The 12,930-nt window shown below is 57.7% G+C and carries 13 protein-coding genes; 7 read left to right on the top strand and 6 right to left on the bottom strand.

The genetic code is table 11. From position 1 onward, the window contains the following. Nucleotides 1–78 precede the first annotated feature (78 nt). The 3 genes from G6L97_RS15810 to G6L97_RS15800 all read right to left on the bottom strand — a co-directional run bounded on the left by G6L97_RS15810 (nucleotide 79) and on the right by G6L97_RS15800 (nucleotide 2,383). Nucleotides 79–597 (bottom strand): helix-turn-helix domain-containing protein, encoded by a 519-nt coding sequence (locus G6L97_RS15810; protein WP_174003361.1) that lies wholly within the window; start codon nucleotides 595–597, stop codon nucleotides 79–81. 282 nt (nucleotides 598–879) lie between these two features. Next, entirely contained in the window at nucleotides 880–2,004 is a 1,125-nt protein-coding gene (locus G6L97_RS15805; RefSeq protein ID WP_174003359.1) for a glycosyltransferase family 4 protein, read from the bottom strand. Nucleotides 2,005–2,182: 178 nt separating this feature from the next. Beyond that, nucleotides 2,183–2,383 (bottom strand): hypothetical protein, encoded by a 201-nt coding sequence (locus G6L97_RS15800; protein ID WP_127966203.1) that lies wholly within the window; start codon nucleotides 2,381–2,383, stop codon nucleotides 2,183–2,185. Nucleotides 2,384–2,519: 136 nt separating this feature from the next. Here G6L97_RS15800 and G6L97_RS15795 point away from each other — a divergent pair, with 136 nt between their 5' ends. The 5 genes from G6L97_RS15795 (at nucleotide 2,520) to G6L97_RS15775 (ending at nucleotide 7,900) form a co-directional block, all read left to right on the top strand. Further along, nucleotides 2,520–4,046, top strand: a complete 1,527-nt coding sequence (locus tag G6L97_RS15795; RefSeq protein WP_113090235.1) for an ABC transporter substrate-binding protein — start codon at nucleotides 2,520–2,522, stop codon at nucleotides 4,044–4,046. Between the two features lie 236 nt (nucleotides 4,047–4,282). Then, the gene (locus G6L97_RS15790; protein ID WP_174003357.1) at nucleotides 4,283–5,224 is read left to right on the top strand and encodes an ABC transporter permease; all 942 of its coding nucleotides are present in this window, start codon (nucleotides 4,283–4,285) and stop codon (nucleotides 5,222–5,224) included. Beyond that, entirely contained in the window at nucleotides 5,224–6,099 is an 876-nt protein-coding gene (locus tag G6L97_RS15785) for an ABC transporter permease (protein WP_019564634.1), read from the top strand. Before G6L97_RS15790 ends, G6L97_RS15785 begins: the two co-directional genes overlap by 1 nt. A 1-nt stretch (nucleotide 6,100) precedes the next feature. Next, nucleotides 6,101–7,324 carry an amidohydrolase/deacetylase family metallohydrolase gene (locus G6L97_RS15780; protein WP_174003355.1) on the top strand — a complete coding sequence of 408 codons (1,224 nt, stop codon included), beginning with the start codon at nucleotides 6,101–6,103 and terminating at the stop codon, nucleotides 7,322–7,324. Between the two features lie 81 nt (nucleotides 7,325–7,405). Then, the gene (locus G6L97_RS15775) at nucleotides 7,406–7,900 is read left to right on the top strand and encodes a RidA family protein (RefSeq protein ID WP_019564632.1); all 495 of its coding nucleotides are present in this window, start codon (nucleotides 7,406–7,408) and stop codon (nucleotides 7,898–7,900) included. Nucleotides 7,901–7,906: 6 nt separating this feature from the next. On the opposite strand, the gene G6L97_RS15770 is transcribed toward G6L97_RS15775, so the two are convergent. Further along, nucleotides 7,907–8,743 (bottom strand): IclR family transcriptional regulator, encoded by an 837-nt coding sequence (locus G6L97_RS15770; RefSeq protein ID WP_003510788.1) that lies wholly within the window; start codon nucleotides 8,741–8,743, stop codon nucleotides 7,907–7,909. An 88-nt stretch (nucleotides 8,744–8,831) separates the two neighbouring features. Between G6L97_RS15770 and G6L97_RS15765 the strand changes: the two genes are divergently transcribed. Beyond that, nucleotides 8,832–10,028, top strand: a complete 1,197-nt coding sequence (locus tag G6L97_RS15765) for an aminotransferase class V-fold PLP-dependent enzyme (RefSeq protein ID WP_174003353.1) — start codon at nucleotides 8,832–8,834, stop codon at nucleotides 10,026–10,028. A 48-nt stretch (nucleotides 10,029–10,076) separates the two neighbouring features. Continuing rightward, a complete protein-coding gene (locus G6L97_RS15760) occupies nucleotides 10,077–11,912 on the top strand; it encodes an ABC transporter ATP-binding protein (protein ID WP_174003351.1) in 1,836 nt (611 codons plus the stop codon). A gap of 6 nt (nucleotides 11,913–11,918) precedes the next feature. Here G6L97_RS15760 and G6L97_RS15755 read toward each other — a convergent pair whose 3' ends face one another. Together G6L97_RS15755 and G6L97_RS15750 are read right to left on the bottom strand one after the other, a co-directional pair. Further along, nucleotides 11,919–12,548 carry a glutathione S-transferase family protein gene (locus tag G6L97_RS15755; protein ID WP_041694635.1) on the bottom strand — a complete coding sequence of 210 codons (630 nt, stop codon included), beginning with the start codon at nucleotides 12,546–12,548 and terminating at the stop codon, nucleotides 11,919–11,921. 1 nt (nucleotide 12,549) lies between these two features. Beyond that, nucleotides 12,550–12,915 (bottom strand): ArsR/SmtB family transcription factor, encoded by a 366-nt coding sequence (locus G6L97_RS15750; RefSeq protein WP_025595724.1) that lies wholly within the window; start codon nucleotides 12,913–12,915, stop codon nucleotides 12,550–12,552. Nucleotides 12,916–12,930: the final 15 nt, after the last annotated feature.

Raw genomic sequence — 12,930 nt, 5'->3', positions numbered from 1 at the left:
ATTACTAATTATGTATAGGAAGTATTGAATAATATTAAAAATCTGTCTATTGTGGCATCTGTATAAATATGCTGAATATTAAAACCCTGAAGATTCGTATTTGCCGAGGCCCGATCCTGGTGTTGTTATACGCTCCCTGAAGCGTAGCAGAAGTACGGATAAAATTGCCTCTACCATCTGGACGTCGCGAATGTCCGATATGGTTTTGGCCAGCTCGTTATAAATAAGCGCGGCCTCCGTTATTGTAGACCGTGTAGGCGACTTTTGGCGACACTCCGCGAAGATCTTCTCGACCCGGTCGCTGATTTTTTGCAGCAGGGCAACGTCGTAGGCAAGCGTAGGTGCCGCTGGCGCCGTGTCAAACATGTCGCCCATACCGGCCACGAGCCAACTTATATTGATGCCGAACCGCTCACGATAGAGAGCCAAAACGCCAGCGTCGGGAATACGGTCGCCCCGTTCATAGTAACCAAGCATTGCGACTGTCAGGCCTAGTGCCTCGGCAAATGGCTCACGCTCGTCAAATTTCAGTGCTTCGCGGACCTCGGTCAGCCGTTTTCCCAACGGCGTCTTTGGCTCGACGCGTTTCCTGCTCATAATTCCGCATAAATATCACAAATTGGTATTTACTAGATACCAATTTGTGATATTCCTCTGTTTGTACAAAGACCAAATCACTCATGAGGTAAGGCCGGTCAGGGCCGCCTCGCTCACAACGAGGAATCATTATGCACGGCGACTGCATTGCGGACAAGGCGACGGCGAGCCTGCGCTGGATAAGAGAATGCCGGTGACGCCACTTGCTTGACCTATGAGTGTCTCTGTCGAAGACAACAGAGTATATCCAATATGGATATATTCGACCTTGAAAATTGCATGTCAGGCCCGTTCAGCCAGCGCGAAATTCACGGTATCGGCAAATTCTCGCAGGAAGCGTTCACTTGAAAAGCGGGCGGCATTGTCGACACAGGCGTTCTTGTCGAAACTGTCGGAGTTATCGACAAACTCCTGCACCGCAGCGCAGATGGCTTCAGGCGTTTGCTCGCGGAAATAAAGCCCGGTTGGCTGATTGGAAGCGCCGAGAGGAACAACGGTCTCTAGTACACCGCCTTTTCCATAGGCGATGACGGGTGTTCCCAGCGCTTGCGATTCAACCGGGACGATGCCGAAATCGTCTTCGGCGGCAAATACGAATGCCTTGGCTTCCGCCATGTATTTGTGAAGCTCGTCATTGCCGACGAAACCTAGGATCTCGACATTGGGAGTGGCGATTTCCTTGATGCGTTTCATGTCCGGGCCGTCGCCGATGACGACCAGTCGTCTATCGGGCATTTTTGCAAAGGCTTCTACGATGAGGTGGACCTTCTTGTAAGGCACCAGCCGCGAAGCAGTGACGAAATAATCGCCTTTCAGGTCGGAAGGGGAGAGATGGGAAGTATCCACGGGCGGATAAATAACCGTGGAGTCGCGTCCGTAGCATTTGCGAACCCGGCTGCGAATGAATTTGGAATTGACCGTCATGAGATCGACGCCATTGGCGGTGCGGATGTCCCAAATGCGAATATAGTGAAGAACGGCACGGGCGATCCACGAGGCGAAACCGCGACTAAGCTTCGATTCTTTCAGGTATTGGTGCTGGAGATCCCACGCGTAACGGATGGGGCTGTGAATATAGGAGACGTGAAACTGGCCGGGTCCGGTGATGACGCCCTTGGCGACGGCGTAGCTTGAGGAAATCACCAGATCGTAGCCGCTGAGATCAAATTGTTCGACGGCCAGCGGCATCAGCGGCAGATAGGAGCGATATTTTTTACGAGCGAAAGGCAGTTTCTGGATGAAGGAGGTGTTGACCGGCCTGCCACCGAGAAAGCCCCGGTCTCGATCGCTCATGAAATCGACAAGGCAATAGAGATCCGCGTCAGGATAGATCTCAAGAAGGTTGTGAAGCACTTTTTCGGCCCCACCTCTGTCGGTGAGCCAGTCATGCACGATTGCCGTCTTCATGATTTCCTCAATAATTTCAACGTAATAAAAATTTATAACCCGCCCCGGAATAAAGCTCGGCGGTTTAGAATATCTGGTCTGTCTGCAGCCCTTAAAAACACGGCTGGGAAGGCGAATAACGTAACGATTAATAAGAATGCGAGATTATGTCTGTCGTAATCTGGTCTTGGTCTGATCCTCAATAGCACTTTGTTCGCAAATGCGAAATATCAAAGCCTCTTAATTCCTCCTCTTCGTTTTCCAGTTGAAAGCCAGCCGTAGTTTCCGCAGTTCCGGCTGGCAGCAGCGGTGTTTGCCGCGCGCCGTGTTTCGGGCGAAATAGCCTGTTTTCCATCGACTTACGTTCCGTTTCCGCCTCCTGCGAAGGCCCGTCTTCCATTTCGCCTGTCTTGGAAACCATTCCTCGCGTCGCATTGTCATTGACAAGGCGCCCTATCGAGTTATTCTGTTATAAAGATTGATATAACATAATAATGGAACTCATAAGGTCGGAACCAAGAGCTGGGAGCTTAACAATGAGACGTAAACTTGCATTTCTCGCCACTGCTGCATTGATGCTAGCGCCGGGCGTGATGATGGCTGCGGAAAAGGGCGGTGTCATCAATGTCGCCACGATCGGCGAGCCGCCGACACTCGATCCCATGGCCTCGACGGCCGATCTCGTCGGCATTGTCACGCAACATATTTTCGAAACGCTCTACACCTTCGACAAGGGGTGGAAGGTGACGCCGCTTCTGGCGGAAAGCCTGCCTGACATCAGTGCGGACGGCAAAACCTATAAGATCAAGCTGCGGAAGGGCATCAAGTTCCATGACGGCAGCGATATGACCTCGGAAGATGTCGTCGCCTCGCTTGGCCGCTGGATGAAGATCGCATCACGCGGAAAACAGGTCGCCGGTTTCATCGACAATATCTCCGCGCCTGATGCCGAGACGGTGACAATAACCCTCAAGCAGCCCTATGCGCCGCTAACCTCGCTGCTTGCTTTCAACAACTCCGCAGCCATCATTCTGCCCGCTGAAAAGCAGGCTGAGCCGATGACAGAATTTGTCGGCACCGGCCCTTATATGCTGAAGGAACGCAAGGCGGACCAATATATCCAGCTCGTCCGTTTCGACGGCTACAAGTCTCGTGACGGTGAAAGTGACGGATATGGCGGTGCGCGCCATCAGTATCTCGATGAAATCCGTTTCGTTCCGGTTCCCGATCCGAATACCCGTGTCGAGGCCGCTGTTTCCGGCCAGTATGACTACGTCGATTCCATTCCGGTGGAATCCTTCGCCAAGGTGAAGTCCTCCTCGGCCTCGCAGCCGTTGATGCTGAAGCCCTTCGGTTATCCGGTCTTTGTATTCAATACCAAGGAAGGTTTGTCTTCCAAGCTTGAGGTCCGCAAGGCGGTGACCGAAGCGTTGAACATGGAGGACATGCTGGCGGCGGCGTTCGGCAGCACGGATTTCTATGCGCTTGATGGCGCCTACTATCCGTCCAATTTCTCCTGGCATTCGGAAGAGGGCGTCGAAGGCAATTATAATGTCGGCAACCCGGAGGCCGCAGCCGAAAAGCTGAAGGCCGCCGGATATAATGGCGAGCCGTTGCGCATCCTCACCAGCCGTCAGTATGAGTTCCACTACAAAATGGCGCAGGTGGCAGCGGAGTATCTGAAGCTTGCCGGTTTCAAGGTGGATATGCAGGTGGTGGACTGGGCGACGCTGACGCAGCGCCGTGCCGACCCGAAGCTCTGGGATATCTACATCAGCCACAGCCCCTTCCTGCCGGAGCCGGCGCTGATTGGCGCGCTTTCCACAGGTTCGCCGGGCTGGTGGGACACGCCGACGCGCAAGGCGGCGGTGGACGCTTTCACCTCGGAGGCTGATCCGGAGAAGCGCATTGCTCTCTGGGCCAAGGTGCAGAAGACGATCTATGACGAGCTGCCGCTCATCAAGATCGGCGACTTCAACGCCGTGGCGGCGAAGTCCAACAAGCTTGATGGCGTCGATCCGGCTCCCTGGCCCTATTTCTGGAATGCTTCGGTTACGAAGTAAGACCGCTCCGCACTCCGTGACCCCGGACTGAATCCGGGGTCCAGCGCGATCAAGTCTTTGACCGCAAGAGGACGCCTTCACCACGCAGACGCGCGGTGGCTGGATGCCGGATCAGATCCGGTATGACGGAGGCGGGAGTTTTCCAGCCATGAGCGCCGGGTTTACCGGCACTCGTCGACAACTCTGTTCAACCGTCGCCTGAGAGCGGCCCATCACGCGCTTCGGAGCATTCATACGTGATACGGTATATTTTCCAGAGACTTGCCGGAATGATCGTGGTGATGTTTCTCGTCGTCACCATCGTTTTCATCATCCTGCGCGTCACGCCCGGGGATCCGGCGGCGGTGATGCTCGGGCCGGACGCCTCGGCACAGGACATCGCGGAGTTGCGCACCAGACTTGGCCTAGATCAGTCGCTTGGCGTGCAATATGTCTACTATATCGGGCAATTGCTGCGAGGTGATCTCGGTCAGTCGATCTTCCTCAACATGCCGGTTGGATCGGCGCTTCTGGATCGGGCGGAACCGACCTTCTTCCTGACGATCTTTTCGCTGTTGATCGCCAGTGCCATCGCGCTTCCCATCGGCATCTATGCCGCTTACCGGCGCGGTTCCTTCGTGGATCAGGCAGCGACAACCATTGCTATGCTGGCGGCGAGCATTCCGAGCTTCTGGCTTGGCCTGATCCTCATGCAGTTCTTCGCCGTCCGGCTCGATATGTTCCCGGTGTCGGGATATGGCGGTCCGGGCGCAAGCTTCCTCGAGCGCATGTATCACCTGACCGTGCCGGCCATCGCACTCGGCCTCGTTTCTTCTGCCCTCATTCTGCGCTTTACCCGCGCCTCGATGCTGGATGTTCTCGGCGACGACTATGTCCGTACCGCCAGAGCCAAGGGCGTAAAGGAACGCCGGGTGGTGATGAAACACGCGCTGAAGAACGCACTCATCCCCATCCTCACCGTGCTTGGTCTCACCGCCGCCGTGCTGATTTCCGGCGCGGTCGTTACGGAAACCGTGTTTGGCCTGCCGGGCGTAGGCAATCTCGTCGTGTCAGCCGTCTTGAGGCGCGATTATCCGGTCATTCAGGGCGCGCTTCTCGTCATCGCCGGGCTTTACGTGCTCATCAATTTTGCCATCGACATGCTCTATCTGCTGGTCGATCCGAGGGTTCGTTACTGATGGCCGATATCACCTCCACCGCCCAGCCGGCGCGCAACCCGACCATCCTGTTCATTCGGCGTCTGTTGAAGCGCAAGACGGTCGCAGCCGGTCTGATCGTGCTGCTCGTCTTCGTGCTGCTCGCCGTTTTCGCGCCGATGATCGCGCCTTATTCGCCGTCGAAACTGTCGATCGTCAACCGTCTGAAACCGCCGAGCGAACTCTACTGGTTCGGCACCGACGAGTTCGGCCGTGACGTTTTTTCCCGTACCATCTTTGCGGGAAGGCTGTCGCTTCTGGTCGGGGCCGCCGTGGTGGCGCTGTCGGCGTTGATCGGCATCACGCTCGGCCTGCTTGCCGGTTTCTTCCAGAAACTGGATACGCCGATCGCGCGACTGATCGATGCCATGATGGCGTTTCCGGATATTCTGCTGGCCATCGCGCTAGTGGCCGCACTCGGGCCGTCGCTGACGACGGTAATCATTGCGCTTGCCGTCGTTTATTCGCCGCGTCTTGCCCGCATCGTGCGCGCCTCGACGCTGGTTATCCGGGAATTGCCCTATGTGGAGGCGGCCAAGGCGCTCGGCATCTCCACCTTCCACATCATGACGCGGCATGTGCTGCGCAATCTGATCTCGCCGATCCTCGTGCAGTGCACCTTCCTTTTCGCCAGCGCCATGTTGGCCGAGGCCGGCCTTTCATTTCTGGGGCTGGGTGTCAGCCCCGAAATTCCGACCTGGGGAACCATGATCTCTGCCGGCCGCCAATATATCGGCCAGGCGGACTGGATGACCTATTTCCCCGGCTTTGCCATCATTCTTTCCGTGCTCTCGCTGCAAATGGTCGGCGACGGACTGCGGGACATGCTCGACCCAAGATTGCGAAGGGATTTGTAATATGACGTCCGGTGAACAGGCAAAAACGCCTTTTCAAACTCCCATTCTTCTCTCCAATGTGAAACCCGTCGGCTTCGAAAAGGGAGCGCCACAGGCCCAGACCGATATCCTGATCGGCGGCGATGGCAAGGTCGTGGCGGTTGGGCCTGCCCTTCAGGCGCCGACTGATGCGCAGCGCATCGACGCAAAGGGCGCATTCGTCTCGCCCGGCTGGGTGGATCTGCACGTGCATATCTGGCATGGCGGCACCGATATCTCCATCCGCCCGTCAGAATGCGGGGCCGAGCGCGGCGTGACGACGCTGGTGGATGCCGGTTCGGCGGGGGAAGCAAATTTCCACGGTTTTCGCGAATATATCATCGAACCATCGAAGGAACGCATCAAGGCCTTCCTCAATCTCGGCTCCATCGGGCTTGTCGCCTGCAACCGGGTCCCGGAGCTGCGCGATATCAAGGATATCGACCTCGACCGCATCCTTGAATGTTATGCCGAGAACAGCGAGCATATCGTTGGCCTCAAGGTGCGGGCGAGCCATGTCATTACGGGTTCCTGGGGTGTTACGCCGGTCAAACTCGGCAAGAAGATCGCCAAGATCCTGAAAGTGCCGATGATGGTGCATGTGGGTGAACCGCCTGCGCTCTACGATGAGGTGCTTGAAATTCTCGGTCCCGGCGATGTCGTGACCCATTGCTTCAACGGCAAGTCCGGCTCCAGCATCATGGAAGACGAGGACCTGTTCAACCTTGCGGAGCGCTGCGCCGGGGAAGGCATCCGGCTGGATATTGGCCACGGCGGTGCATCCTTCTCCTTCAAGGTGGCGGAAGCGGCAATCGCGCGCGGCCTTTTGCCTTTCTCGATCTCCACGGATTTGCATGGCCATTCGATGAATTTCCCCGTCTGGGATCTGGCGACGACCATGTCGAAGCTGCTTTCGGTCGATATGCCCTTCGAAAATGTCGTCGAGGCCGTCACCCGCAATCCGGCCTCCATCATCCGCCTCGACATGGAAAACCGCCTCGACGTTGGCCAGCGCGCGGATTTCACGGTTTTCGATCTTGTCGATTCCGATCTGGAGGCGACCGATTCCAATGGCGATGTTTCGCGTCTCAAGCGACTGTTCGAGCCGCGCTATGCGGTGATCGGTGCGGAGGCCATTGCCGCCAGCCGTTATGTCCCAAGAGCGCGCAAGCTCGTGCGCCACAGCCATGGCTATTCCTGGCGCTGAACCGACTGGAGCGGCGGGGAGGGATGCTCTCCGTCTTCCGCAAGAATAGGGATACCCGTCCCGGTATTATGAGGAATTCGCGTGAAACAGTCTTCGCTTGAGGCAGATGGGCGTCATTCGCCCTACGACCGGCTTGCCGCGCTCGGCATCTCGTTGCCGCCACCACCGCCGCCGATCGCCAATTTCGTCACGCATGTGGTGGAAGGCAACATGCTCTATCTTTCGGGGCAGGGCCCGAGGGAGGAGAACGGACACCTGTACGCCGGCAAGGTCGGAGCCGAGATCGGGCTGGACGAGGCGTACCAGCATGCGCGTTTAACCGGCATCAATCTTCTTGCCGTCATGCATGAGGCGCTTGGGGATCTGTCGCGGGTGAAGAAGGTGGTCAAGCTGCTGGGCATGGTCAATGCCGTCAGCGATTTCCGCGATCATCCAAGCGTCATCAACGGTTGTTCGGATCTCTTCATCGATGTGTTCGGCGATGCGGGGCAGCACGCCCGTTCCGCCGTGGGGTTCGGTTCGCTGCCGGGCAACATTACCGTCGAGATTGAAGCGATCATCGCGCTGAGGGATTGAGGCCGTTCAATGGTTGCGCCAGCCCATCAGCTTCTCGATCCTTTCGGCCGAAACCCTGACCTGTTCGGTATAGTGGTTTTCGTCCGCCAGCACCTTCTGTTCCGGCAGCACGATGGAGATCGTCGCCACGCATTCTCCATTGGTGTCGCAGATCGGCGAGGCGATGCAGGCAACAGCGTAGTCGGATTCCGCAACCTGTATCGACAGCCGGTCACGGAACGCCGTGCCTGCCGATTGAGAAAGCGCTTCCGGGTTGATTTCCGCACGGCCGGTGGGCGACGTGCGGGCGCAGCGTTTGAAAAGCTCGACGCGCTCCTCTTCCGGCAGATGGCCAACGAGCAGGCGGCCGGATGCCGTCCAGTTCAATGGAACACGGGTGCCGACGCGCGAGGCAACCTGGAAATGGCTGGGGCCATCCGCCATGGCGAGCACCAGCATATGGTCACCGTCGCGACCGCAAAGCTGCACCGTCTCACCCGCATGGCGGCACAGATCATGCATTTCGTGGGTTGCGACACCCATGAAATCCAGCGAGCGGGCATAGGCAAGGCCGTAGTGATAAAGCCGTGCGCCGAGCCATATGTTACCTTCGGCGTTGCGCGCGAGCATGTTCTTTTCGACCAGATCGTCAACGATCACATAGACGGTGGAAAGTGGCGCCTTGATCGCCTTGGCAATGGCGTAAGCGCCAGCTGGCGATCCGGTTTCGTAAAGGTAATCAATCACCTGAAGAGCGCGATCAATGCCGCTGACACGCGAGCGCTTGGCCACCTTCGCGTCCGGGTTTTCCTCGGTCGCGGACAAGGCGTGTGAAGACAATTCGTCCAGTTTATGGGCGTCCAATTTCGGGCTCCTCATGAATTTTGAGAAGCTATTACATTATTATGGCATATATGTCGATGCCTATCGCATCGCAAAGCAGGAGAAAGACATGACCGAGGATATCAGAAGCAGGATCGGCCTTCGCCCGGTCATCAACGTCTCGGGCACCATGACGTCGCTCGGTGCTTCCATCGTCGTTCCAGAGGCGGTTGAGGCCATGGCGGCGATCCTGCCGCAATTCGTAGAGATCAACGATCTGCAGCGCAAGGCAAGCGCGATCATCGCGAGACTGACGGGCGGCGAGGCTGGTTTCGTCACTGCTTCCTGCTCTTCCGGCATCAGCCTTGCTGTTGCCGGCGCCATCACCGGCAACAATCTCCTAGCCATCGAAAAGCTGCCTGATATCGCACCGGAAAAGAACGAAGTGCTGGTGCAGATGGGGCATGTGGTGAGCTACGGCGCGCCGGTGGATCAGGCGATCCGGCTTGGCGGCGGCAAGGTGGTGCTGGTCGGGCAGGCCACATCGACCCATCGCTTCCACATGGAAAACGCCATCACCGAAAGGACGGCGGCGGCGGTCTATGTCATCTCGCACCATGTCGTGAATTACGGCCTGCTGCATCTTTCCGAATTCGTAGAGATCGCCCATGCCAAGGGTGTTCCGGTTATCGTGGATGCGGCGTCCGAATATGATCTGGAGCTGTTTCTGGCCACCGGGGCAGATATTGTCCTCTATTCCGGCCACAAGTTTCTCGGCGGCCCCACCTCCGGCATCGTGGCCGGAAGTAAGGAACTGGTGCGCAACGCCTTCCTGCAAAATATGGGCATTGGCCGCGGCATGAAGGTCGGCAAGGAAAGCATCTATGGCGTTATGGCGGCACTGGAAGCCTGGGAAAAGCGCGACCATGCCGGCATCCGTGAGCGCGAGACCGGATATCTCAATCTCTGGAAGGAAACGCTGGATGGCCGCCCGGGCGTGACCGCGCTCATCGAGCCGGATCCGACCAATAACCCGCTCGACAGGCTGCGCGTGATCATCGATGCCGAAGAAGCGCATATCACTGCCTGGGACCTGACGACGGCGTTGGCCAAGGGCAATCCTCCCATCATCACCCGCGACCACGAGGTAGAGCATCGCTATTTCTATCTCGACCCATGCAATCTGCATCCCGGACAGGAAACCATCGTGGCGTCTCGTCTGGCCGAGGAACTGGACAAGGCGCGTGCCTCCAACGAGGTGATTGCAACACCTTTCGAAGACCGGAGCCGACACCGCTTCGACGGCATGCTGCGCTGGCCGGACTAGGCTTGACCGCTTGCGCCGCCAAAACCTAACGACAAGAAGGGAACGATCATGACCATGCCGCAGGCCGCACCCGTTGGTGCCGAAGATGCCGTGCTTTCCGTCCGCAATCTCACCACGTCCTTTCACGTGGATGGCGGCTGGAAACCCGTGGTTCGTGATATTTCCTTTGATGTCGGGCCGGGTGAAACGGTCGCGATCGTCGGTGAAAGCGGTTCGGGTAAAAGCGTTACCTCCCTTTCCATCATGCGGCTGCTGGATCGTGAAAGCAGCAGGGTGGAGGGTGAAATCCTGCTTGGAGGGCGCAACCTGCTGTCCCTCTCCGAAGATGCCATGCGGCAGGTGAGGGGAAACGAGGTCGCCATGATCTTTCAGGAGCCGATGACCAGCCTCAATCCGCTGTTCACAATCGGCGACCAGATTTCCGAGGCCTTGTTATGCCACCAGCCGATGTCGAAAACCGACGCAAGGGCGGAGACGGTTCGGCTGCTCGAAAAGGTCCGTATTCCTTCAGCCGCATCGCGTTTCGATGAATATCCGCATCGCTTTTCCGGCGGCATGCGCCAGCGCGTGATGATCGCCATGGCGCTTGCATCCCGGCCGAAGCTGCTGATCGCCGATGAGCCGACGACCGCACTCGACGTGACCATTCAGGGCCAGATCCTTGACCTCATCAAGACGCTTCAGGAGGAGGAAGGCACGTCGGTTCTGTTCATCACCCATGACATGGGCGTGGTGGCTGAGATCGCCGATCGTACCGTTGTCATGTATCGCGGCGAGCAGGTGGAAGTTGGCGCGACCGCTGATATCTTTCATCGCGGCAAGCATCCCTATACCCGCGCGCTTTTGTCCGCCGTTCCGGTTCTGGGTTCCATGACGGGTGAGGAAAGACCGCTCAGGTTTCCCATCGTCAACACCACCACAGGCGAAACGCAGCAGCCGGCGCGGCCGGGCGATACCGTTGACGCGAGTGCCCAGCCGGTGCTCAAGGTAGAAGGGCTGACCAAGCGCTTCGATATTCACTCCGGCCTTTTGGGGCGGCTCAGCGGCCGCGTGCATGCGGTGGAGAATGTGTCCTTTGATCTCAGGGCCGGCGAGACATTGTCGTTGGTCGGCGAAAGCGGTTGCGGCAAATCTTCCACCGGGCGCGCCATCATGCGGCTGATCGAGCCGGATGCCGGCTCAGTGATGGTTAATGGCGAGAATATTCTCGCCCTCGACAAATCAGGCATGCGCGAGATGCGCAAAACGGTGCAGATGATCTTTCAGGACCCCTATGCCTCGCTCAACCCGCGCATGACGGTGGGTGCGGCGATTGCCGAACCGTTTCTGGAGCACCGCATGGGAAACGCCCGCCAGGCGAAGAATGTTGTGGCCGATATGCTGGCGAAGGTCGGCCTTTCGCCCGATATGGCGGCGCGCTACCCTCATGAATTTTCCGGCGGCCAGCGTCAGCGTATTTGTATCGCCCGCGCGCTTGCGCTCCAGCCGAAGGTGATTGTCGCCGATGAGAGCGTTTCGGCGCTTGATGTTTCGATAAAGGCGCAGGTCATCAACCTGATGCTGGATCTGCAGCAAAGCCTCGATCTCGCCTTCCTGTTCATCAGCCATGACATGGCGGTGGTGGAGCGCGTCAGCCACCGGGTAGCGGTAATGTATCTCGGCGAGATCGTTGAAATCGGCCCACGTGCGGCGGTGTTTGACAATCCGCAGCATGATTACACCCGCAAGCTGATGGCCGCCGTGCCGGTGCCGGACCCGGACCGCAGAAACACCCGGCGAAATGCCGCGAATGACGAGCTGAAAAGCCCGATCCGCGCGATCGATTACGTGGTGAAACCGCGTGAGTACCGTGAGGTCTCGCCCGGTCACCTTGTCGCCTGCTAAAGCGGGTTAAAGACCCGGTACATCGGATGTCGCGAAAGGCACGCGGTAACCGCGCCGGAAGGTTTCGCGCTGTCCGAGCTGGCGATACCATTGCTGTACCGCCGGAAAATCGTCGAGGTCAATTTTATGGCGCGCGAAACGCGAAACCCATGGCCAGATGGCGATATCGGCTATGGAAAAATCACCGGCGATGAATTCCCGGCCCGTCAGGCGCTGGTTCAGTGTGCGGTAGAGGCGCTCCGTATCCGAGGCGAAACGCGCCTCTGCAAAGGGTGCCTGTCCGGTATTGTAGGTCAGGAAATAATGGGCATAACCGAGTGTCGGGCCAAAATTGGCGGCCTGCCACATCAGCCATTCGGTGACTGCCAGCCGCGCAGCAGGGGAGGCAGGCAGAAGACGCCCGGCCTTTTCGGCGAGATAGATCAGGATCGCGTTCGATTCCGCTAGAACTGTGCCGTTATCGCGGTCGATGATTGCCGGTATTTTCGAGCCGGGATTGACGCGGGTATAGTCGGCTGAGAATTGTTCGCCTTTTTCAATGTCGATGGCGTGGCTGACATAGGGCAGGCCGAGTTCCTCCAGCGCAATCGAGATTTTCAGGCCGTTCGGGGTGATCCAGGTGTAGAGGTCGATCATGCTAATCGAACATCGCCTCATCTAGTGGCAAAGCTCGCCTGCCTTTCTTGCCGGTCACATCAGAAAGATCAGTATAAAGACCGCGCAATGTCGCAACGAGTTGGATGACGCGCGGGTCGGTGACGCGATAAATCACCTGTTTGCCTTCCCGCGAGCCCTCGATCACACCCGCATCGCGCAATTCGGCAAGCTGCTGGGAAAGTGTCGGTTGCTGAATGCCGAGTTCATATTCCAGTGCGGAAACGGAAGCCTCCGTTTCCATGAGATAACAGACGATGGCCAGGCGATTGGCGTTGGCGACTAGCTTTAAAAGCTCGCTCGCCTCCACCACGCTGCGGCAGATGAGATTGGAAACCGGTTTCGTCACGACTACAGGTCCATT

The sequence above is a fragment of the Agrobacterium tumefaciens genome (assembly GCF_013318015.2).
GTDB lineage: Bacteria > Pseudomonadota > Alphaproteobacteria > Rhizobiales > Rhizobiaceae > Agrobacterium > Agrobacterium tumefaciens.
This window is presented reverse-complemented; position numbering and strand designations above follow the sequence as displayed.